This window comes from Chitinimonas sp. BJB300 (assembly GCF_002735695.1).
Taxonomy (GTDB): domain Bacteria; phylum Pseudomonadota; class Gammaproteobacteria; order Burkholderiales; family Chitinimonadaceae; genus Chitinimonas.
This window is the reverse complement of the sequence record NZ_PDZH01000029.1, coordinates 1-19558: the sequence shown is the minus strand read 5'-3', so window position 1 is coordinate 19558 and position 19558 is coordinate 1. Positions and strand designations below refer to the sequence as shown.

Sequence of the window (19558 nt, the reverse complement as noted above, 5' to 3'; positions counted from 1 at the left end):
AGGTTAGGCGGCGAAAGCGATGATGACGCGTTTGTTCTGTTTACCTTCGGATTTGATTTTCTGCACCACCAAGCGGCCAATCTCGGCGGTGTTGCATACATGGGTACCGCCGCAGGGTTGCAGGTCAGTTCCCGCCACTTCAATCAACCGGACCTCACCTGCACCGCGAGGCGGTGAGACAGACATGGTCTTGATCAGCTCCGGCTGCGCATCAAGCTCCGCATCACTGATCCAACGCTGATCAACCGCATGGCCCGCAGCAACAAAGGCATTCAACCCTGTTTCGATGGCATCTTTGTTCAACGCGTCCATATCAACGGCGAAATCCAGCCGGGCTTTGTCCTGCGCAACTTGGCCACCAGTAACCGGCGCAGCCACGACAGCACAAAGCAGATGCAAGGCTGTGTGATAACGCATATGGGCATAGCGACGATCCCAATCGAGCTGCAATCGCACTGTCTCACCCACTGCGGGCTGTTCAACGCCATCAGCCAGGACATGCAACACCTCATCCGGCGCATCACCCTTGATGGTATTAACAATAGCGAGGTTACTACCATCCTCTCGCTGTAGACTACCTACATCGCCGGGTTGGCCCCCACCATTTGGGTAAAACACAGTGCGATCAAATTGAATACCACGCACATCAACTGCGGTGACGCTGGCCGTGCAACTTTGCAAATACGCATCTTCACGAAACAGCAGCGCGCTCATTTATGGTTTGTCTCCATTTTCTAGTCGGGCCAGCCGCTTGGTCAGGCGGGCCATATCGTCGCGTAAGGTATCGACCTGCCCTACAAACTGGTCTACTGAAGGACGTGCCACGAGCAAACGGGCTTCTTCCTGCAAATATTCAACCGTGGTTTCGGCCAAATTAAGCGCGATAGCACGCGGGTCCCCTATCACATTGCGCGCTGTTTCAGCCAAACGATGCGCTGGAATATCACCCACAAGCCGGGCAAGATCCGCCTCTGCATCCCAGTCGAGCGCTTGGAGGACGCGGCCCAATGCACCGGCCATCTGTATATCACCACTTATTTGCAGCGCTCTTTCAGCCGCCGGATCACGCAAGGCCAGCCTGGGCAATACCCAGGGTGGAATGAGGATGCTCGCCGCAGGCTCACCCGTCGCGGCATGCAAGAGGCTGTCGCTACCAATGGTGAAATCAAGACGGAACGGCGGAACACTAAGTCGAGCACTTTGCCCAGCATAGGGAGCCAATGCTTCTCGCAAATCCGCCCGCTGCAATAAGAGATGGTTGAGAACCGCCCGACCAAGCATCCCAACTAAACCGGTTGTTCGTCGCTGTAACGCTCAACATGACCTTCACGCCACCGGTCCACAAAACGCAAGCGGCTGCGAACAGGCTCAACATCCACTTCAATAATGCGACGGGCATAGGGACGCAGCACGTCAGCAATACTGTTCAGAGAGCCGATAAGGTAGAGATCGACATTCTCATATTCAACCAGATTCTGCACCGGCTCATGAAAATCACCATCGCCTGCAAACAATGCAAGCTTGGTCCATTTGCGCTTATGGAAGGAGCGGGTCATGTGATAGACCAAACCCACATCCACTGCCTTCTGAGTCGTGATTTCGTAGTTGATATGAGATTGATCAGGATGGATGACCGGGCCACCGCCAAGGTGGTTAGGCCAATAGAGCTGTTTTTTCTGCAGCCAGTAGTTCTTCACGCGAAGGCCTGGCCCCTTTGGGTAGGGAAAGGACAACGCATTGTGCAACTTGGAAGACATGGCCTGGTTGTCATCAGCATTAAAAAAGTAGCCTTCATCCACCTCATCGCCCAACTCATCTTCGATCAACCTTCTGAGTTCCAGATAGTTGATCTTTTCGCGGCCGAATGCCTTATAGGCATACGCACCGTCGATAAATAATCCGATAGTCATCTTGCTACTTTCATGAATAAATTAAGGTATGAAATCATTTTCATCGACCTGGTCCCACCTGCGGTCGTGCACAACTGACGTACTAACGTCCTTATCCAGTTCGGCCACTATGGGCGATACCGTTGTAACAACTACATTTGCAAACGATTAAATAGGCACACTCTTTGCCATTTAATTGGCGTCGAATTGGAAATTCTATTCGACTTTCCAGTCTTATGGCTTAGAAAATTGTAATCAAATTTATTTTTGCCCCAAAAATATAGAATACATAATCTAGTTTTAAATCAAAATCCCCCTCAAACACTCAACGCAACAGACGGAATAGCAAGTCTATCGCCGCCATACCCCAAAAGACATTGTTTTGTAATTCATCATTAGCTTCTGAACGCTTGTTTGCTTCACTAATTCGCTCACGTGCAATAATTTCGTCGCCAACCTGAATCGGCCGGTCAGCCGCAACACCTTGACGATACTCACTTAATGCCTTGGCAACCGCCTCCCGGTCCAAAACGGCAAAAGGCGCGCGACAGTAGTTGCAGGCACTGTGGTTGCGAACATCCACCTGTGCGCCACAGCTGTTGCACCTGATCTGAGCTACCTTCACCGCCAACTGCTTGCGCTCCACTTCCGTCAGGTCGCGGACAAACTGCTTCTCCTTGAGAAAGTGCCAAAAAGTGATCAAGCGACCGTGACCACTCGCGCAACGGTAGTAAGAGAAGTGATTGCCACGGGCCACATCCTGTGTCGACAATAACGTATCGTTACACCGCAGGCAACCGAGCTTAATGCTCAATGTTACGTGCCGACTCGCCTTTTCGTGCTGCGCATGCAAGCGATCAAACAAACCTACTACGGCGGCCGCCGTTAATTGCGCACTTTCGTATTGATCGAACCAGATCAACTGGCAATCAAAGCAAATATCCAACTCCAGCTCGCCACCATTTTTGCTGGCGTAGTGCTCTATCTTCATTGGCACACGACAATTTGGACAAGCTGGCATATCTATTTCCTATATCTTGAAGCCCTTGTGCAAGGCAACCACGCCCGCAGTCAGGTTATGGTAGTCAACACGTTCAAAACCAACATCTCGCATCATTTGGGCCAATTCCTCCTGGCCAGGATGCATACGGATCGACTCCGCCAAGTACTGATAGCTTGCAGCGTCATTGGCGACCAGCTCACCCATCTTGGGTAAAAGGCTAAAGGAGTAAAAGTCGTAGATCGGCGCCAGTGGCTTTGCCACCTTGGAAAATTCCAGCACCAGTAACCGTCCGCCCGGCTTGAGCACCCGGAACATTTCAGTCAAGGCAGCATCTTTATGGGTCATGTTCCGCAACCCGAAGGCCACGCTGACGCAATCGAAATAATGACTCGGAAACGGTAGTTTCTCTGCATCACACTGGGCGACAGGCAACATAAAACCCTTGTCCAGCAAGCGGTCCCGTCCCACGGTGAGCATGGAGCTATTAATATCAGTCAGCCAAACCTGTCCCGTCTTGCCGGCACGCTTGGCAAAAGCTAGCGATAGGTCACCCGTACCTCCGGCAATATCAAGCACCTTGGCGCCTTCACGCACACCACTCTGGGTAAACGTGAATGCTTTCCACACCCGGTGCAGACCCACCGACATCAAGTCATTCATTACATCGTACTTCTGCGCCACCGAGTGGAAGACTTCAGCAACCTTCTGCGACTTCTGCGACTCGGCAACTGTCTTGTAGCCAAAATGGGTAGTGTTTTCGCTCATGCCGATTCTATTCACTCTGGTTGATCCGCATCGCGGCTAAAGCCCGATGCAGCAAGCCGATTCAAATAATCCTGCCAGTTGACTGCGTGCTCCATTCCTAAGGCATACAGGACATCCCAGCCAAAAAGACCGCTGTCATGCCCGTCGCTAAACACGAGTTTGACTGCGTAATGCCCGACCGGTTCGATGGCAATAATATTCACGGCTTGCTTGCCCGGGATTGTTTTCATTGGCCCACCATGGCCGCGCACTTCTGCCGATGGGCTGAATACCCGCAGGTATTCACATGGCAACTTGAATTGCGCACCATCGTCGAACTTGACCTCCAACATGCGGCTAACGCTGTGCAGGGTAATATCGACGGGGAGGGGAGTATTGGAACTAAGGCCTGCCATACTGGTCCGCCAAACAATCAAGCCCGACATGATACAGTGAGCCACCCCTCCTGGACCCGACTAGCCGACGAATCGCTCGCAATACCGATACAAAAACGCGATTTTGGCAGACTTGTAATATTTCGGTCATGCTAAGTACTTAAGCTCTCGGCAAAGAACAGCAAACTTCGCCTATCTTTACCCCGTTTGCTAACACCTAGCCCAAAGGCCCCTTAGTCATGCCAGCAAATATTCTGCTTGTTGAAGACGAACCCGCGATCCAGGAACTGATTGCATTTAACTTGCAGCAGGCCGGCCACCACGTGTTACGCGCCGACTCTGCCGAAGCCGGCATGAATTTGGTGAAGAACGCCCTGCCCGACCTGGTATTACTCGACTGGATGCTGCCCGGCATGAGCGGCATCGAATTTTCTCGCAAACTACGCGCGGATGAACGCACCCGCCAGGTACCGGTCATCATGCTGACCGCGCGTTCTGAAGAAGCCGACAAGATCATCGGTCTGGAAACCGGGGCTGATGACTACATCACCAAACCCTTCAGTCCGCGTGAATTACAAGCACGTATCAAAGCCGTATTACGTCGACGCGCCCCGCAGATTACCGACGATATCGTAGAGGTCAATGGCTTGACACTGGACCCCGCCACCCACCGGGTAGCAGGTAACGGCACACCACTTGGCTTGGGCCCCACAGAATTCCGCCTGCTGCATTTCTTCATGACCCACCCCGAACGCGTGCACTCACGCACCCAACTGCTTGATCAAGTGTGGGGAGACCATGTGTTCGTAGAAGAACGTACGGTGGACGTGCATATTCGCCGTCTACGCTCTGCCTTGGAGTCAACCGGCCACGATGCCCTGATACAAACCGTGCGCGGCACCGGCTATCGCTTATCAGCCCAATAAGCACACGACCGGACTAAATTTTCATGCTTTTGTGGCGCTCTGCCTTGCTCCTGGCTGGCATCAGTCTAATGGGGCTTTTGTTCCAACCGTTCTTCGGTTGGTCGACCACATTGTTGGTCATCATCGCCGGCCTAGTCGGGATGCTCGCCTATCATCTATATAATTTGCATCGGCTCAACCGCTGGCTAAACGATCCAACGCCCCAGAGCATACCGGAAACCATGGGCAGTTGGGATGCGGTCTACAGCAAGCTCTACCGCATGGTCCGGGCGCAGGGTAAAAACCAGCGCATGCTTTCCGCTGCATTGGATCGCTTTGTCGCAGCGGGCGAAGCCATGCCCGAGGGCGTAGTGGTAATGGATGAGGAAGATCGGATCGAATGGTGCAATCCACGTTCGATGCAACACTTGGGCCTTGATCGAAAGAAAGATCTGGGCCAACACATTGCCTACCTCGTCCGCCAGCCTGCATTCCAGCAATACCTGCTCAATCAGGACTACAGCCAGCCAGTCGTCTTACGCCATGTAGCCGGCAATGACTTTGTGCTGAGCCTTCAGCTGGTTCCATTCGATAGCACGCGCAAACTGCTGCTTACCCGGGACATCACCCAACTGGAGCGTATCCAGACTGTACACCGGGACTTCGTGGCGAATGTTTCCCACGAGCTACGCACGCCACTCACCGTCGTTGGTGGATTTCTGGAAACACTGCTGGATATGCCAGAACTGGATGCGGCGACACGTGAAGCCCAACTGAAATTGATGTTTGAGCAGACACAACGCATGCAGCGGCTGGTTGAAGATCTGCTGACGCTTTCCCGACTGGAAAACGGTGTTGAGGGCCGGGAGGAACGCGTGGACACCCCTGCGCTGCTTCAGCAACTTGCCAGCGATGCCGAGGGCTTGTCACAAGGACGGCATACGGTTTCTGTCATGAAGGAAACCGACCTTTGCGTGCGGGGTAATTACGATGAGTTGCACAGCGCATTTGGCAATCTGGTCTCCAATGCTGTTCGCTATACCCCCGATGGCGGCCACATCACGTTAAGTTGGCAACTGGAACATGGCTATCCGGTCTTTTCTGTCACCGATACTGGACTGGGCGTAGAGGCCCAACATATTCCGCGCCTGACCGAACGCTTTTACCGGGTGGACCGGGGGCGTTCCCGCACCACGGGCGGTACCGGCCTGGGCCTTGCCATTGTCAAACATATTGCTCAGCGCCACCAAGCCAAGCTTGAGGTAAAGAGCGAGATCGGCGCTGGCAGTTGTTTTGCCATTGTCTTCCCGGCCAACCGGCTCTTGGAAATGGAAGACGCAATCCTCGCCAAGTAGGCCAGCAATACGCCCCTCAGCCCGACCAGTACGCACGCTTTCCCTATAACTCGGCAAGCACGATAAGAGGCGCAAACCCAAACGATGGCTCGATGTAGGTCGGCATTATCGAAATTGTAGTCCGACGTATACCGTTACATCTGTTGCCAGGCGACGCCGCCCTCACCTACCATGGACTCTTCCCTGATTCACGTGGTTGAACGATCATGAACCCCCTGCTACAAGCCAAACAACTGGGCCAGCGTATCTGGCTGGACAATCTCTCACGCGAACTGCTGGCCGGCCCGCTGCAGAAACTGATCGAGGAGGATGGCCTAGCTGGCGTCACTTCCAACCCAGCCATCTTCCAAAAGTCGATTTCCTCTGGCGCAGGCTATGCCAGTGACCTGGCCAAGCTTAAAACCCAAAACCTGACTACCGAACAGCGTTTCGAGGCCCTTGCGGTGCCCGACGTGCAAGCCGCCTGTGATCTATTCAAGCAAGCCTATGCCGATTCAATGGGTCAGGATGGTTACGTCAGCTTGGAGGTTTCACCCCACTTGGCGCGAGACGCAGCAGGCACAGAAAACGCCGCCAAGCGCTTATGGGCTGCCATCGGCCGGCCCAATGCCATGATCAAAATTCCAGCTACGCCGGAGAGTCTGCCTGCTTTTACGGCTGCCATCGCAGCCGGTATCAATGTCAACGTTACCCTGATGTTTGGCAAACCCCATTGCGACGCGGTGTTTGACGCTTATGTAGCGGGCCTGCGCCAACGCATCGCCAAAGGTGGCGATGTACGCCATATCCACTCGGTGGCCAGTCTGTTCCTCTCGCGTGTGGACTCGCTGATTGATGGCAAGCTTGATGCTATCGGTGGCGACGCCTTGCTACTCAAGGGTAAGACTGCCATCGCCATGGTACGGGTTGCCTATGCACATTGGATGCAGCGTTGGAATAGCAGTGAATGCGCCGACGTACGCGCTGCGGGTGCCAACATCCAGCGCCTGTTGTGGGCAAGTACGGGTACCAAGAACCCAACTTACCCCGATACCATGTATGTGGACGAACTGATTGGTGCCGATACCGTCAACACCTTGCCCGACGCCACCCTGGCGGCTTTCCGCGATCATGGTTCGGCCAAGGCGCGCCTCACACAAGGCGTGGCAGAAGCCGAAGCAACCTTGGCTAAGCTTGCCAGCTTGGTCATCGACCTGGACGCTGCGGCTGTACAACTGCAAGTGGATGGCTTGAAGCTATTCGACGAGGCCTTCGACAAACTACTGAGCTTGCTGGCCTAAACGGCAACAAGCCAAAAAACCTCGAAAAAAGCCGGATCAGATGATCCGGCTTTTTAATTGACGCAACCGCCATTTGAACTGGTTCTTACATCTCTACCTGCGTTCCCATCTCCACAACCCGGTTGGGCGGAATTTTGTAGAAATCAGTTGGACGCGAGGCATTGCGTTGCATCCAGGAAAACAAACGAAGCTGTATCCAGGGCATATCAGATGTTCTGTCGCAGATAATAGTCTCGCGCGAGAGGAAGAACGAGGTCGTCATCTCCTCGCAAATCAGACCATGGTCACGCTCGGCCAATGCCAATATTTCGGGCACCGCAGGATCTTCCGTAAAGCCATACGTCGCAATAATTTGCCAAAACGAATCGGAAAGACGCACCACCTTCATGCGCTGCTTTTCTTCCACCTTGGGAATATCGGTAGACTGCATGGTAAGAAAGACCACCTGCTCGTGCAGCACCTTGTTGTGTTTGAGGTTGTGCAAAAGCGCATGCGGGGTGGTATCCACGCTACCCGTCATAAAGATAGCGGTGCCTTCCACCCGATGCGGTGGACTAGCCTCAATGCTCTGAACAAAAATCTCCAGCGGCAGTTCACCATCATGAATCCGGTGGAACAACACCCGGCGGCCACGCTTCCAGGTAAACATCATCAGCAACATCACCAATCCAACGGCAACTGGAAACCAGCCACCTTCAGGAATCTTGGGAATATTCGCTGCCAACAGGGCTAAGTCGATAGTGATAAAACCGCATAGTAACAGGCGAATCAGCATGGTTCGGCGTGGATTATCCGGCTTTTTAAGTGCCACAAACGCAGTTAGCGTCGTCATTACCATAATGCCGCAGATTGAAAAGCCATAAGCAGCTTCAAGATTCCCGGAAGTCTTAAAGCTCAGCACCAGCACCAGCACAGCCACACACAGCGCCCAATTCACACTGGGCACATAAATCTGGCCTATCTCATTATCGGAAGTGTGCACAATACTCATGCGTGGCATATAGCCCAATTGCACCGCTTGACGGGTGATGGAGAAAACACCGGAAATCAACGCCTGCGACGCAATCACCGTGGCTGCCGTCGCAAGGATCACCAAAGGCAATACCAGGGGTTCAGGAGCCAGCAGAAAGAAAGGGTGACTGGCCGCGCTCGGATCCTGCAAAATCAGGGCTCCCTGGCCATAATAATTGAGCAGCAGCCCTGGCAGTACCAAGGCAAACCAACCAATCTGGATCGGCTTGCGCCCAAAATGGCCCATGTCGGCATAGATTGCTTCACCACCCGTTACCACCAGCACCACCGAGCCCAGCGATAGAAACGCCAGCATGGGCTGAGCCAGAAAGAAGCTCGCGGCATAGGTGGGTGACAGCGCTTTCAGTATCGATGGATTGTTCGCGATACTGTTGACCCCCAACACACCAAGGCTGACGAACCACAGCACCACGACGGGCCCGAAGAATTTACCGACGCCACCCGTGCCATGCTTTTGCACCGCGAAGATGCCAAAGATGATGACCATGGTGAGCGGAATCACAAAGCGGCCAAAGGACGGGTCGATCACCTTCAGTCCCTCTACTGCAGAGAGCACAGAAATAGCAGGCGTCAACGCGCCATCACCATAGAACAGCGCGGCCCCTGAAATACCCAACAGAATAAAGATGGAAAATTGCCCGCGCTTCCGATTCGCATTGCGCAGCGCAAGCGCCATCAAGGCCAGGATGCCTCCCTCACCGTTATTGTCGGCGCGGAGCATGAACAGCACGTATTTCAGTGAGATCACCAACAACAATGCCCAGGTGATCAGCGACAGAATACCAAAGACATTGTCTGGCGTAGCTGCCAACCCATGGTCTGGGTTGAAACACGCCGCCATGGCATACAACGGGCTGGTGCCGATGTCGCCATACACCACACCCAGCGCGGCCAGGGTGAGTCCGGCAAGCTTTTTGGGATCACTTTGATTTGAGCTGGCGTGCATTGATCAATGCTTTCATAAACCAGTTTGAGGCATGGCTGCGGATTATAGTCCTCTTGCTGCAACAATATGGTGCGCTGCAATAGAGGACGGGTGTAGATAAGACAAACCCTTATACAAGCGCATCCGGGTAGCGAGACCAGTCAAACAATGGGCCAGGGTCGGTCTTGCGATCAGGCGCAATATGGCAGTGCCCCACCAGATGCTGAATAGGATAGTGCGCCCGAATCACCTTCAGCAGCCTATCCAACATCGCGTACTGCTCTGCTTCATAGGGCCACGCGTCACCGCCCTCCAATTCGATACCAATAGAGAAGTCATTGCAGCCTTCACGTCCCTGCCAGCGCGACACCCCCGCATGCCACGCACGCGCATTGCAGGATACAAATTGAATAATTTCACCGGTGCGACGCACAAAAAAATGTGCCGAGACCCGAGCATGTTGCAGCTCGGCAAAGCTGGTATGCGTACTGGGATCACAGCGATTCGTAAAGAGCCGCTCTACGCCATCGCCACCAAACTCGCCCGGTGGCAATGAAATGGAGTGGATGACCACCATATCGGGCTTCCGCCCTCCCGGCCGGTCATCACAATTTGGAGAGTCCACCCTCCGCACGGAAGCAAGCCAGCCATCGGCGGACAAAACCATGTTCATGCTGTCTTGCCCCGGAAGTCACACAAGTCACGAACAACACAAGCAGGGCATGCAGGCTTGCGGGCTTTACAAACATAGCGTCCATGCAAAATCAGCCAATGATGCGCATCAAGCATAAACTCTGGCGGAATCACCTTAAGCAGCTTGTCCTCCACCGCTCGTACATCCTTACCCGGCGCAAGACCCGTACGGTTGGAAACTCGGAAGATATGGGTATCCACCGCCATCGTGGGTTGGCCGAACGCGGTATTGAGCACCACATTGGCCGTCTTGCGCCCCACACCGGGCAGCGCTTCCAGTGCCTCACGGGTTTGTGGGACTTGGCCATCATGCAGCTCCATCAACATCCGGCATAGCTCTATCACATACTTGGCTTTGCTGCGGAACAAGCCAATGGTGGCGATATAGCTTTCCAAACCCGACTGGCCCAAGGCATAAATGGCAGCGGGCGTATTCGCCACCGCATAGAGCTTGCGCGTAGCCTTGTTGACGCCAACATCGGTGGCTTGCGCAGAGAGTACGACGGCAACCAACAATTCGAACGGACTGCTGTATTCCAATTCAGTACGTGGCGCTGGGTTTTGCGCCCGCAAGCGCTCAAAAAATTCGCGACGGCTATCTTTGTTCACTGCGGGGCCTGGGATGGGTCGGGCTGTTGCATATTGTGCTGAATAAAACTTTCGATCAGGGCGGAAGTCTCTCTCGGGTCAGAGACGAAACTTTCAAAGGCAAGGCCAATATGATAACGGCCTGGTACCTCGACAGGAAAGCAGCTGGCAACCCGGCAGCGCGCTTGAATAATGTGCTCACGCCCCGCCAAAGGCAGCATGAAGTAAAGATGGCACTCGCTATCAATATCCAGCGGGCGTTCATGCTCCACGCCCAGTCCATCACTGGAAATATCCTCGATGTGACTCAGCAGCCCCTCACCACGCATGGGCACCAACTTGACCCAGGTCTTGTATCGAATCCGGTCATGAAGTCGGTAATTAAGCTGCACATGTGCTCTCTACAGTTGAGATGACTGAGCCAGTAAAAATTGGTGAGCCGTAATGCCTACTTGCTTTGCTTGTTGGCTGTGCCGTCTTTTGGACGACGCAGTTTCATCGGAATCGTGACATCCGCTTTCCACTGCTCTTCTTCACGCTCACGAGCGGCCTGAATATAGCGCCAGACAGCAAACACGCCAGCGATCACACCTACACAGATAATGCCGAAGGCCAAACCAAACTGTCCTTTTTTTAGAAACACGACAAATAAGATCGCGCCAATGGCATAAGCCGCTTTACCAATCCAATCCATACTTCCTCCTTGGTCGGCGCCTTGGCTTCCCTCTCCCTTTTGCGAGCCTGGGTACACCAAGGTCAACTGAGTTCAGGGCGCAGGCCCCTCCCGTAAGCGCTTTGCTCGCGCCATCATTTCTGCAATACGTACTGCTTTTGCATCAACCGCTGGCACCGTCTCCGAAGGTATTATCGCCTGAGGAGCCAGCGCCGTATCAAGCTTAGCGTAGCTTTCCTTCACCGCTAACTGCGGATCATTCTTCTTGGCCAACGCTTTCGCAGCGAGTCGTTCAGCCCGTTCACGTTTATCGCGGTCAACGCGAAACAAATGAAACTGGTGTCGACGCCGCCAACGGCTGGCCTCTGCCTGCTGCTGTACAGACTGCGTAGGCACAACAACAGCGGGCTTCAAGTCGATACAGTCCACAGGGCATGCCGGTAAGCATAGTTCGCAACCCGTACATTCCGCCTCAATGACGGTATGCATCTGTTTGACCGCACCGACAATGGCATCCACCGGACAAGCCTGGATACAAAGCGTACAACCAATGCAGTGCAATTCATCAATAAGCGCCAATACCCGGGGCTTGTGCTGCCCGTTTGCTGGGTTGATCGGCTTGATTGGTCGTTGCAGCAACTGTGCCAGCATGACCAAGCCTGCATCACCACCCGGCGGGCATTGGTCGATGTCCGCGCGCCCATCCGCCAAGGCCTCGGCATAGCCATGGCAATCAGGGTAACCACAATGGGTACACTGAGTTTGGGGCAAGATGGCGTCAATACGCGCTACAAGCGATACCTGCATGGTTGGAACTTAGTCTTTCAACTCGGCAATGGCGCGAATTGATTCAGCGACCAAGCCTGGGCCCCGGTAAATCAAACCGCTATATAACTGGATTAGTGATGCACCGGCTTCAATCTTCTCGGCAGCATGGCTCCCCTCAAGAATACCGCCAACACCAATGATGGGCACTCGCCCCGACAAAGCGGCAGACAATGCCCGAATCACCACCGTAGACTTTGCCCGTACCGGCGTGCCAGACAACCCCCCCATCTCCTGACCGTGGCGAATATGCTCTACCCCCACGCGCGATAACGTTGTGTTGGTCGCGATCACACCATCAAATCGGTATTCGATCAGCAAACGGGCAATCTCATGGATCTGGTCCGTCTCAAGGTCCGGGGCTATCTTCAATGCAAGCGGCACATAACGGCCATGCTGCGTAGCTAAACGCGATTGTTCATTCTTCAATACCGACAGCAACCGCTCCAACTCATCACTTTGCTGTAGCTGCCGTAGATTTTTGGTATTCGGTGAAGAAATATTCACCGTAATATAGCTAGCATAGGGGTAGACCCGCGTCAGGCACGCCAGATAGTCGTCATTGGCACTTTCAATCGGCGTATCGAAATTTTTACCAATATTGATGCCAAGCACACCACTGTACTGGCTGGCCTCTACATTGCTCACCAGCGCATCAAGACCACCATTATTAAAACCAAGCCGGTTGATGATCCCCTCGGCTCCCGGTAACCGAAACATACGGGGAGAAGGATTGCCCGGTTGTGGGCGTGGCGTGACAGTACCAATCTCAATGAAACCAAATCCCAAATCAGCTAACGCATCAATGTGTTCGCCATTCTTGTCCAAGCCCGCAGATACACCTACTGGATTAGGAAAGCGAAGCCCCATGCATTGCGTAGGCAGTTCACCTTCCCGGCTACCCAGCACGGTCGCAAAACCAAGCGCATGCAAGGCTTCCAAACCAGCAAATGTCAGCTTATGGGCTTTCTCCGGCTCCAGCGAAAACAATAACGGGCGCAGCAATGGATAAAGCATGGGTCAAATCTCGATTCAAGGATTCAGTTTGCTGCAAGCTTCTAACGTATTACGCATCAGCATGGCGATGGTCATCGGGCCTACGCCACCGGGTACTGGAGTAATCCAACCGGCCCGCTCACGCGCTACATCAAACTCCACATCACCGCATAGTTTGCCGCTATCCAGCCGGTTGATACCCACATCAATCACGATGGCCCCCGGCTTGATCCAGTCACCCTTCACAAAGTTCGGTATGCCTACCCCCGCCACCACGACATCAGCCGCCCTTACTTTCTCGGCAAGATCGCGGGTCTTACTATGACATACCGTAACGGTAGCGCGCGCCAGCAAGAGCTCAAGCGCCGCTGGACGGCCTACGATATTTGACGCACCCACCACCACGGCATCCTTACCAACCAGGTCAACGCCGGTCTTTTCCAACATCACCATCACGCCATGTGGTGTGCAAGGGCGCAAGAGCGGCATCTTCAGCGCCAGACGGCCAAAATTATAAGGGTGGAACCCATCCACATCCTTAAGCGGGTTGATCGTTTCAATGACTAGTTCAGCATTGATATGCTTAGGCAACGGCAGCTGTACCAGGATGCCATCTACCTCCGGATCATTATTCAGCTTCTGCACCAAATCCAAGAGCGCTTGCTCGGTCAACGTCGCCGGCAACTCATAGGACAAAGAGCGAAAGCCCGACTTTTCGCAGGCCAGCTTCTTATTACGTACATAAACAGCCGAAGCGGGGTCATCCCCCACCAACACAACAGCCAAAGCCGGTGCACGGCGACCACTGGCAAGCCGCACTGCGACCTTCTCGCCCACTTCAGCGATAATTTCAGCAGAAATCATTTTGCCATCAAGTAATTGTGCGCTCATGCCCAAGCTCCAAACGGAATTCAAAGAAACGAATTCTCTCATTTTTCACCCGGCACCCCAAGTAAAGACTTGACAGTCCTTACGGTCGCCAATATTATTGCTGGCTCGTCGGGGCGTAGCGCAGCCCGGTAGCGCACCTGGTTTGGGACCAGGTGGTCGTGAGTTCGAATCCCACCGCCCCGACCATAGTTTTTCCCGGCAGTATGAATTGAAGATGCGCCCGTAGCTCAACCGGATAGAGCAACGGCCTTCTAAGCCGTAGGTTACAGGTTCGATTCCTGTCGGGCGCGCCAGACCAACTCCGGTTCTGGTCAGCAATCAGTAAAAATCTCATCTCGATTTATCGGTGGTGGCTGTAGCTCAGTTGGTAGAGTCCAGGATTGTGATTCCTGTTGTCGTGGGTTCGAGTCCCATCAGCCACCCCATTTAAGTACATTCCATTAGCCCAACAACACTGTTGGGCTTTTTTGTTTCTCTACCCATACGTAAGCCTGCAATACGCTACGTTATGCTGCGTATCCATTCAAAAATTCAAAAGCATTTGAAAAAATTCAAAAGCATTTGAAAAGAAAAAAGCCCCCGCGCTTAAGCTGGGGGCTTTAATTTGGCTACAAATCCAATTATTCGCCGTTGGCCACGCGCAAAGCTAGCGCGATACCGCGTGCAGCTTCCTTGATTTCACCCAGCGAAGGAAAGCTTGGTGCAATTCGAATGTGTCGATCGCTTGGATCCTTGCCATAAGGGAACGCCGCACCAGCCGGCGTCAAAGTGATACCGGCCTCCTTCGCCAACTCCACCGTTCGCTTGGCTTTACCTTGCGGGGTAAGCAAGTCAATGAAGTAACCCCCCTTCGGATAAGTCCAGCTCACGCCTTCGATATCACTCAACAACGCCTCAAACTGCGCCAGCACGACATCAAACTTGGGCTTAAGAATCAGGCGGTGCTGTTCCATTAACGCTTCGACGCCTGCCTTATCCTTCAGGAAGCGGACATGACGCAGTTGGTTGACCTTGTCCGAACCAATGGTGCGAATAGAAACCGCCTTGGTCCACGCCGCAATATTGGCCACAGAAGAGGCCAGCGCAGCCAAACCGGCTCCCGCCAAGGTGATCTTACTGGTCGAGGCAAATACCAATGCACGGTCAGCATTGCCAGCCTTGGCACAAGCATCGATCAAATTAGCCACCTGAACATTGTCAGTGCTCAGATGGTGCACGCGGTAGGCATCATCCCAGATAATCCGAAAGTCTGCGGCAGCGGTCCTCATTGCGGCCAAACGTGCCACCACTTCGTCGGAATACACGACACCGCCCGGATTACTGTACTTGGGCACACACCACATACCCTTGATGCTGGCATCTTCAGCCACCAGCTTTTCCACCAAATCCATATCCGGGCCGGCGTCGCTGATCGGGATATTGATCATCTTGATGCCCAACGCTTCGCAGATAGCAAAATGCCGATCGTAACCAGGCACTGGACACAAAAAGGTGATTTGGCCTTGCTGTCCCCAGGGCTTGGCACTGCCAGGCACACCGTACAACAGACCAAACACGATACTGTCATGCATCAGCGCAAGACTGGAATTGCCATCGACTACGACCTGACCCGCCGGTACCTCAAGAATACTGGCGAACAGCGCACGCGCTTCCGGCAGACCTACAGCACCGCCATAATTCCGGGTATCAGTTCCATCGGCAGCTTTATATCCATCTACCGCATCAAGCAGCGGCAATGCCAAGTCGAGCTGTTCAGGGGCGGGCTTACCACGTGACATATCAAGCTTGAGGCCTTGCTGCTTGAAAGACTGGTACTGAGCGAGTGATTCTGCGTGATTCATGATGTATTCCGGGATACTGAAGGGAGAGGTCGTGCAGGATGTGGATGTGATTTTACTACACAGCTATGCGTTTGAGTCCTTGGCCTAAGTACGGCGCTACGAGGATAATCACCGCCTTCGCCACTCACAGGTTGCCAGCATGCAAGCCTCCATCAATGTACTGGGTCAGCCGTTGCTTAGCTGTAGCATGCAGCCGCTTATCGGTTTCTTTCGTGATGGCTGCTGTAATACTGGCCATGACGATACCGGCCGGCACACCGTTTGTGTCCAGGTTACTCAAACCTTTCTCAATTTCTCAACTGCTCAGGGAAATGACCTTGTCACACCGCGGCCTGAATATGGGTTTAGCGGACTTGAACCCGGTAATTTCTGGTGTCTGTGTGCGGGTCGTTGGATAGAAGCGCTGTTGGAAGGTGTCGCCGCCCCTATTCGGCTGGCTGCCACGCACGAGGACGTATTGGAACTTGTCTCACTGGAAACACTCGTTGCTCATGCGCTTGATCGCCCCTAAATACATTTGTGACAACTCAAATTAAGTCACGGCACCTTCACGCTTCAGCGAACACAACCGCATCAGCCTCATTTTTGCAGAATGCTATGACCCACAAACTAGAACATCTCTTCGCCAACAACCGCCAATGGTCAGCCGATATCAAAGCCGAACGGCCGGATTTTTTCGAGCGACTCTCGCTTCAGCAGAATCCGCAATACATGTGGATAGGCTGCGCCGACAGCAGGGTACCCGCCAATGAACTGATCGGCCTTCTTCCCGGCGAGGTCTTTGTCCACCGCAATGTGGCGAACCTGATCGTCCACTCCGACCTCAACTGCCTTTCAACCCTGCAATTCGGCGTCGATGTACTGAAGGTTAAGCACATCATCGTCTGCGGCCATTATGGCTGCGGTGGGGTAAGAGCCGCGCTGAACGATACACGTATCGGCTTGGCTGACAATTGGCTGCGGCATATCCAGGATATCCGCCGCGTACATATGCGCTGGCTCGATAAATTCCCACCGGAAATGCGCGCAGACATGTTGTGCGAGTTGAATATCGTGGAGCAGGTGGTCAACGCCACCCAGACTACCGTGGTACAAGACGCCTGGGCCAGGGGCCAGGAAGTAACGGTTCATGGCTGGTCGTATCGAATCAACGATGGATTGTTGAATGACCTCGGGATGAGCATTCATCACCCCGAAGCGTTGCTCGACCTATATAAAGAATATTTCAAGAAGAACGAATACACCGACTGAGAACCTGTCTAAAGTCTGCATCGCTTAGGCGCAGCAAGCATTAGATAGGGGGTAAGCCGCTGATCCATATTACCTAACTAGACAGCATAAGGGGACTTGCGTAGGATCACGCGCCCTTTTGCCCTCTCAGTCGGAGTTCTTTTCGATGCCCTCCCCCGCCTCTTCTGCCCGCGCCTGCGGCATCGACTTTGGCACATCCAATTCTACTGCCGGCTGGCTACGCCCTGGTCAATCCGCCCTGCTGGCATTGGAAGATGGTAAAGCAACCCTGCCTTCAGTGGTCTTTTTCAACGCGGAAGAAGACAGGATCAGTTATGGCCGTGCCGGCTTGAACGACTACCTGGAAGGCTACGAAGGCAGGTTGATGCGTTCGCTGAAGAGCTTGCTGGGTTCGAGCCTGATTGATGGCCAAACTGAAGTCATGGGTCGTGCCCTACCCTTTCGTGAATTATTGGCGCACTTTATTGGCGAACTGAAATGCCGCGCAGAAAACAATGCTGACCGCGCTTTTGATACAGCGGTATTCGGTCGCCCAGTCCATTTTGTGGACGATAACGAAACCGCCGACCAGCAAGCCCAGCGCACCCTGGCCGAGACAGCGCTGGCTGTCGGCTTCAAAGAGGTCAGCTTCCAATTCGAACCTATCGCGGCAGCTTTTCATTACGAACAGGACATCACCCGCGAAGAATTGGTGTTGATTGTCGATATTGGCGGCGGTACTTCCGATTTCTCGTTGGTCAGGTTGTCGCCTCAGCGTGCTCGTCTCACTGACCGGCAGGATGATCTTTTAGCCAATGGTGGCATTCATATTGGTGGTACTGATTTCGACAAGTACCTAAGTCTGAATGCGATCATGCCGTTGCTCGGTTATAAGACCCGGCTACAAAACAATTCGGAAGTGCCCTCCAGCTACTACTTCAATCTGGCCACATGGCACACCATCAATTTCAACTACACCCGCAAGATCTGGATGGAGTTGCAAGAGGTTTACCGTGACGCGCTGGAGAAGGAAAAACTCGACCGCCTATTACGTCTGATCGAACACCGCGAAGGCCACTGGCTGGCACTACAAGCGGAAGAAGCAAAGATCGGCCTGTCTTCCTCGCCGTCCATGATGCTGTCGCTGGATCGCATTCACGTAGGTCTTTGCCACGAGATCCAACGCAGCGATTTTGACACTGCAGTCAGTCATCTCGTCGATGGTGTTGCCCGTACTGTCAGTCAACTACTGCAGGATGCCAATCTGGCAGCTGACCAAATCGACACCGTGTTTTTCACCGGTGGTTCCAGTGGCGTACCCCTATTGCGCCAACGTATTGCCGCGCTCTTACCCGCTGCCCGCGCTGTCGAGGGCGATCTGTTCGGCAGCATCGGCGCAGGCCTGGCAGTAGAAGCACAGCGCCGCTACGGCAGTTGATCCCCATACCCAAGCAACGAAGCATTGGCAGCCATTCAGGCTGTGAATCGCCCGTGGCTTTATTCCAAGTCGGCGCCATTGAGCCCGACAGCTTTATTTATCGTCAAGGAAGTAGCTATGCGTATCACCCCGTTTCGCGCCATTCAATTAGCTGGCATCTATGCCCTGGCCTTTCCAGCCCTGGCAGATAGCACTACCCCCAGCCCGAAACAGATTCGTTTTGTTGTGCAAGGTGGTCTGACAGTTGGCGGCGACGAAATCAATAATGTTCAGACCAACCGAGGCGAGGACGAAACCCGCGCAGGTGGTCTCGTACAGCAGGTGTTGGCATTTTGGCGCAGACAGCCACCCTGCCAGTAGCGGCTCAATTGACCTACAACTTCCATGCTGATGGCAATAGCTATTCAAATGGCAGTACCACCTACCACCGCCCCCCCCTTGAACTGGTGTTCTACTACACCGGCGTAGAAAAATGGCGCTTTGGTGCAGGTCTGCGACATGCCGGTAACGCCAAGTACAAAATCTCGCAAGATGGTTACTCTTCCACTACCGCAAACTTCAAGGCAAATACCGGCCTGATCCTAGAAGCCGGCTATACGATCACGCCATCGGTATGGGTTAGCGGCCGCTATGTAAAAGAAACCTATAACTGATGTTACGCAGTAGCTGCGAGAAGCAGCTGTAACTGATCATAAGCCGCGCGGGAGGCGTTGATCAGTAACTTGCGGCAAAGTGCGAATGGGTTCTTCTGCGTCTTGATGCTCAGGCATTCAAGTTTGAAGGCTGCGCAAATCGTCATGAACACATGGTTGCTTTGGGTGCGAACTGTACGCGTAGGCGACTTGGCCAGACTGG

23 protein-coding genes, 3 tRNA genes and 1 pseudogene are annotated in these 19558 nt (G+C 53.6%); 11 read left to right on the top strand and 16 right to left on the bottom strand.

Features of this window, described 5'->3' with window-relative positions; genetic code table 11:
* Window positions 1–3: 3 nt before the first annotated feature.
* The 6 genes from CSQ89_RS07010 to CSQ89_RS06985 form a co-directional block, all read right to left on the bottom strand.
* Entirely contained in the window at window positions 4–714 is a 711-nt protein-coding gene (locus CSQ89_RS07010) for an alanyl-tRNA editing protein (RefSeq protein ID WP_099405461.1), read from the bottom strand.
* Window positions 715–1281, bottom strand: a complete 567-nt coding sequence (locus CSQ89_RS07005; RefSeq protein ID WP_099405460.1) for a ubiquinone biosynthesis accessory factor UbiJ — start codon at window positions 1279–1281, stop codon at window positions 715–717.
* Window positions 1282–1286: 5 nt separating this feature from the next.
* Window positions 1287–1910, bottom strand: coding sequence for an NYN domain-containing protein (locus tag CSQ89_RS07000; RefSeq protein ID WP_099405459.1), 624 nt, complete (start codon window positions 1908–1910; stop codon window positions 1287–1289).
* 304 nt (window positions 1911–2214) lie between these two features.
* A complete protein-coding gene (locus tag CSQ89_RS06995) occupies window positions 2215–2910 on the bottom strand; it encodes a zf-TFIIB domain-containing protein (RefSeq protein ID WP_099405458.1) in 696 nt (231 codons plus the stop codon).
* Window positions 2911–2919: 9 nt separating this feature from the next.
* Window positions 2920–3657, bottom strand: coding sequence for a bifunctional demethylmenaquinone methyltransferase/2-methoxy-6-polyprenyl-1,4-benzoquinol methylase UbiE (ubiE, locus tag CSQ89_RS06990; protein ID WP_099405457.1), 738 nt, complete (start codon window positions 3655–3657; stop codon window positions 2920–2922).
* An 11-nt stretch (window positions 3658–3668) separates the two neighbouring features.
* Window positions 3669–4082, bottom strand: coding sequence for a DUF971 domain-containing protein (locus tag CSQ89_RS06985; RefSeq protein ID WP_308418125.1), 414 nt, complete (start codon window positions 4080–4082; stop codon window positions 3669–3671).
* A 188-nt stretch (window positions 4083–4270) separates the two neighbouring features.
* On the opposite strand from CSQ89_RS06985, the gene phoB reads away from it, so the two are divergent.
* The 3 genes from phoB (at window position 4271) to tal (ending at window position 7571) form a co-directional block, all read left to right on the top strand.
* Window positions 4271–4957, top strand: a complete 687-nt coding sequence (gene phoB / locus CSQ89_RS06980) for a phosphate regulon transcriptional regulator PhoB (protein WP_099405456.1) — start codon at window positions 4271–4273, stop codon at window positions 4955–4957.
* A 23-nt stretch (window positions 4958–4980) separates the two neighbouring features.
* Window positions 4981–6291 (top strand): phosphate regulon sensor histidine kinase PhoR, encoded by a 1311-nt coding sequence (gene phoR, locus CSQ89_RS06975; protein ID WP_099405455.1) that lies wholly within the window; start codon window positions 4981–4983, stop codon window positions 6289–6291.
* A gap of 206 nt (window positions 6292–6497) precedes the next feature.
* Complete coding sequence (gene tal / locus CSQ89_RS06970) at window positions 6498–7571, top strand: transaldolase (protein WP_099405454.1); 1074 nt, start codon at window positions 6498–6500, stop codon at window positions 7569–7571.
* A gap of 85 nt (window positions 7572–7656) precedes the next feature.
* Here the strand turns inward: tal and CSQ89_RS06965 are convergent, their stop codons facing one another.
* The 8 genes from CSQ89_RS06965 to folD form a co-directional block, all read right to left on the bottom strand.
* On the bottom strand, window positions 7657–9549 hold the full coding sequence (locus CSQ89_RS06965; protein ID WP_099405453.1) for a potassium transporter Kup: 1893 nt from the start codon (window positions 9547–9549) through the stop codon (window positions 7657–7659).
* A gap of 109 nt (window positions 9550–9658) precedes the next feature.
* Window positions 9659–10195 (bottom strand): 1,6-anhydro-N-acetylmuramyl-L-alanine amidase AmpD, encoded by a 537-nt coding sequence (ampD, locus tag CSQ89_RS06960; protein ID WP_099405485.1) that lies wholly within the window; start codon window positions 10193–10195, stop codon window positions 9659–9661.
* Window positions 10196–10197: 2 nt separating this feature from the next.
* Window positions 10198–10830, bottom strand: coding sequence for an endonuclease III (nth, locus tag CSQ89_RS06955; RefSeq protein WP_186293332.1), 633 nt, complete (start codon window positions 10828–10830; stop codon window positions 10198–10200).
* The gene (locus tag CSQ89_RS06950; RefSeq protein ID WP_099405451.1) at window positions 10827–11201 is read right to left on the bottom strand and encodes a PilZ domain-containing protein; all 375 of its coding nucleotides are present in this window, start codon (window positions 11199–11201) and stop codon (window positions 10827–10829) included. The genes nth and CSQ89_RS06950 overlap by 4 nt, the downstream gene beginning before the upstream one ends.
* 56 nt (window positions 11202–11257) lie before the next feature.
* Window positions 11258–11503 carry a hypothetical protein gene (locus CSQ89_RS06945; RefSeq protein ID WP_099405450.1) on the bottom strand — a complete coding sequence of 82 codons (246 nt, stop codon included), beginning with the start codon at window positions 11501–11503 and terminating at the stop codon, window positions 11258–11260.
* A gap of 72 nt (window positions 11504–11575) precedes the next feature.
* Entirely contained in the window at window positions 11576–12289 is a 714-nt protein-coding gene (locus tag CSQ89_RS06940; protein WP_099405449.1) for an RnfABCDGE type electron transport complex subunit B, read from the bottom strand.
* Window positions 12290–12298: 9 nt separating this feature from the next.
* Window positions 12299–13324, bottom strand: coding sequence for a quinone-dependent dihydroorotate dehydrogenase (locus CSQ89_RS06935; RefSeq protein ID WP_099405448.1), 1026 nt, complete (start codon window positions 13322–13324; stop codon window positions 12299–12301).
* A 15-nt stretch (window positions 13325–13339) separates the two neighbouring features.
* Entirely contained in the window at window positions 13340–14194 is an 855-nt protein-coding gene (gene folD, locus CSQ89_RS06930; protein WP_099405447.1) for a bifunctional methylenetetrahydrofolate dehydrogenase/methenyltetrahydrofolate cyclohydrolase FolD, read from the bottom strand.
* 109 nt (window positions 14195–14303) lie between these two features.
* Between folD and CSQ89_RS06925 the strand changes: the two genes are divergently transcribed.
* The 3 genes from CSQ89_RS06925 to CSQ89_RS06915 all read left to right on the top strand — a co-directional run bounded on the left by CSQ89_RS06925 (window position 14304) and on the right by CSQ89_RS06915 (window position 14619).
* A tRNA-Pro gene (locus tag CSQ89_RS06925) sits at window positions 14304–14380 on the top strand.
* Window positions 14381–14410: 30 nt separating this feature from the next.
* Window positions 14411–14487: transfer RNA gene (locus tag CSQ89_RS06920), tRNA-Arg, on the top strand.
* A 56-nt stretch (window positions 14488–14543) separates the two neighbouring features.
* Window positions 14544–14619: transfer RNA gene (locus tag CSQ89_RS06915), tRNA-His, on the top strand.
* A 195-nt stretch (window positions 14620–14814) separates the two neighbouring features.
* Here the strand turns inward: CSQ89_RS06915 and CSQ89_RS06910 are convergent.
* Window positions 14815–16035, bottom strand: coding sequence for an aminotransferase class I/II-fold pyridoxal phosphate-dependent enzyme (locus CSQ89_RS06910; RefSeq protein WP_099405446.1), 1221 nt, complete (start codon window positions 16033–16035; stop codon window positions 14815–14817).
* Window positions 16036–16174: 139 nt separating this feature from the next.
* Between CSQ89_RS06910 and CSQ89_RS06905 the strand changes: the two genes are divergently transcribed.
* The 5 genes from CSQ89_RS06905 to CSQ89_RS06885 all read left to right on the top strand — a co-directional run bounded on the left by CSQ89_RS06905 (window position 16175) and on the right by CSQ89_RS06885 (window position 19356).
* Window positions 16175–16546: a DUF2237 family protein gene (locus CSQ89_RS06905; protein ID WP_099405445.1), complete on the top strand. Its 372-nt coding sequence runs from the start codon at window positions 16175–16177 to the stop codon at window positions 16544–16546.
* Between the two features lie 86 nt (window positions 16547–16632).
* Window positions 16633–17286 (top strand): carbonate dehydratase, encoded by a 654-nt coding sequence (gene can, locus CSQ89_RS06900; RefSeq protein WP_099405444.1) that lies wholly within the window; start codon window positions 16633–16635, stop codon window positions 17284–17286.
* 145 nt (window positions 17287–17431) lie between these two features.
* Entirely contained in the window at window positions 17432–18703 is a 1272-nt protein-coding gene (locus CSQ89_RS06895; protein WP_099405443.1) for an Hsp70 family protein, read from the top strand.
* A 117-nt stretch (window positions 18704–18820) separates the two neighbouring features.
* Window positions 18821–19063, top strand: a complete 243-nt coding sequence (locus tag CSQ89_RS06890) for a hypothetical protein (RefSeq protein WP_158228929.1) — start codon at window positions 18821–18823, stop codon at window positions 19061–19063.
* Complete coding sequence (locus CSQ89_RS06885; protein ID WP_099405441.1) at window positions 19036–19356, top strand: hypothetical protein; 321 nt, start codon at window positions 19036–19038, stop codon at window positions 19354–19356. Before CSQ89_RS06890 ends, CSQ89_RS06885 begins: the two co-directional genes overlap by 28 nt.
* 2 nt (window positions 19357–19358) lie before the next feature.
* Here the strand turns inward: CSQ89_RS06885 and CSQ89_RS06880 are convergent.
* Window positions 19359–19558 (bottom strand): annotated as a pseudogene (locus tag CSQ89_RS06880) (IS701 family transposase); the annotation flags it as partial.

Excerpts from the sequence above, each read along its gene's own strand:
- CSQ89_RS06910 (WP_099405446.1), bottom strand. The coding sequence starts at position 16,035 with ATGAATCACGCAGAATCACTCGCTCAGTACCAGTCTTTCAAGCAGCAA.
- CSQ89_RS06940 (WP_099405449.1), bottom strand. The coding sequence starts at position 12,289 with ATGCAGGTATCGCTTGTAGCGCGTATTGACGCCATCTTGCCCCAAACT.
- folD (WP_099405447.1), bottom strand. The coding sequence starts at position 14,194 with ATGAGCGCACAATTACTTGATGGCAAAATGATTTCTGCTGAAATTATC.
- CSQ89_RS07000 (WP_099405459.1), bottom strand. The coding sequence starts at position 1,910 with ATGACTATCGGATTATTTATCGACGGTGCGTATGCCTATAAGGCATTC.
- phoR (WP_099405455.1), top strand. The coding sequence starts at position 4,981 with ATGCTTTTGTGGCGCTCTGCCTTGCTCCTGGCTGGCATCAGTCTAATG.
- CSQ89_RS06935 (WP_099405448.1), bottom strand. The coding sequence starts at position 13,324 with ATGCTTTATCCATTGCTGCGCCCGTTATTGTTTTCGCTGGAGCCGGAG.
- CSQ89_RS07010 (WP_099405461.1), bottom strand. The coding sequence starts at position 714 with ATGAGCGCGCTGCTGTTTCGTGAAGATGCGTATTTGCAAAGTTGCACG.
- CSQ89_RS06890 (WP_158228929.1), top strand. The coding sequence starts at position 18,821 with ATGCGTATCACCCCGTTTCGCGCCATTCAATTAGCTGGCATCTATGCC.
- ampD (WP_099405485.1), bottom strand. The coding sequence starts at position 10,195 with ATGGTTTTGTCCGCCGATGGCTGGCTTGCTTCCGTGCGGAGGGTGGAC.
- ubiE (WP_099405457.1), bottom strand. The coding sequence starts at position 3,657 with ATGAGCGAAAACACTACCCATTTTGGCTACAAGACAGTTGCCGAGTCG.
- tal (WP_099405454.1), top strand. The coding sequence starts at position 6,498 with ATGAACCCCCTGCTACAAGCCAAACAACTGGGCCAGCGTATCTGGCTG.
- CSQ89_RS06965 (WP_099405453.1), bottom strand. The coding sequence starts at position 9,549 with ATGCACGCCAGCTCAAATCAAAGTGATCCCAAAAAGCTTGCCGGACTC.
- phoB (WP_099405456.1), top strand. The coding sequence starts at position 4,271 with ATGCCAGCAAATATTCTGCTTGTTGAAGACGAACCCGCGATCCAGGAA.
- CSQ89_RS06995 (WP_099405458.1), bottom strand. The coding sequence starts at position 2,910 with ATGCCAGCTTGTCCAAATTGTCGTGTGCCAATGAAGATAGAGCACTAC.
- CSQ89_RS06945 (WP_099405450.1), bottom strand. The coding sequence starts at position 11,503 with ATGGATTGGATTGGTAAAGCGGCTTATGCCATTGGCGCGATCTTATTT.
- CSQ89_RS07005 (WP_099405460.1), bottom strand. The coding sequence starts at position 1,281 with ATGCTTGGTCGGGCGGTTCTCAACCATCTCTTATTGCAGCGGGCGGAT.
- CSQ89_RS06905 (WP_099405445.1), top strand. The coding sequence starts at position 16,175 with ATGCAAGCCTCCATCAATGTACTGGGTCAGCCGTTGCTTAGCTGTAGC.
- can (WP_099405444.1), top strand. The coding sequence starts at position 16,633 with ATGACCCACAAACTAGAACATCTCTTCGCCAACAACCGCCAATGGTCA.
- CSQ89_RS06895 (WP_099405443.1), top strand. The coding sequence starts at position 17,432 with ATGCCCTCCCCCGCCTCTTCTGCCCGCGCCTGCGGCATCGACTTTGGC.
- CSQ89_RS06985 (WP_308418125.1), bottom strand. The coding sequence starts at position 4,082 with ATGTCGGGCTTGATTGTTTGGCGGACCAGTATGGCAGGCCTTAGTTCC.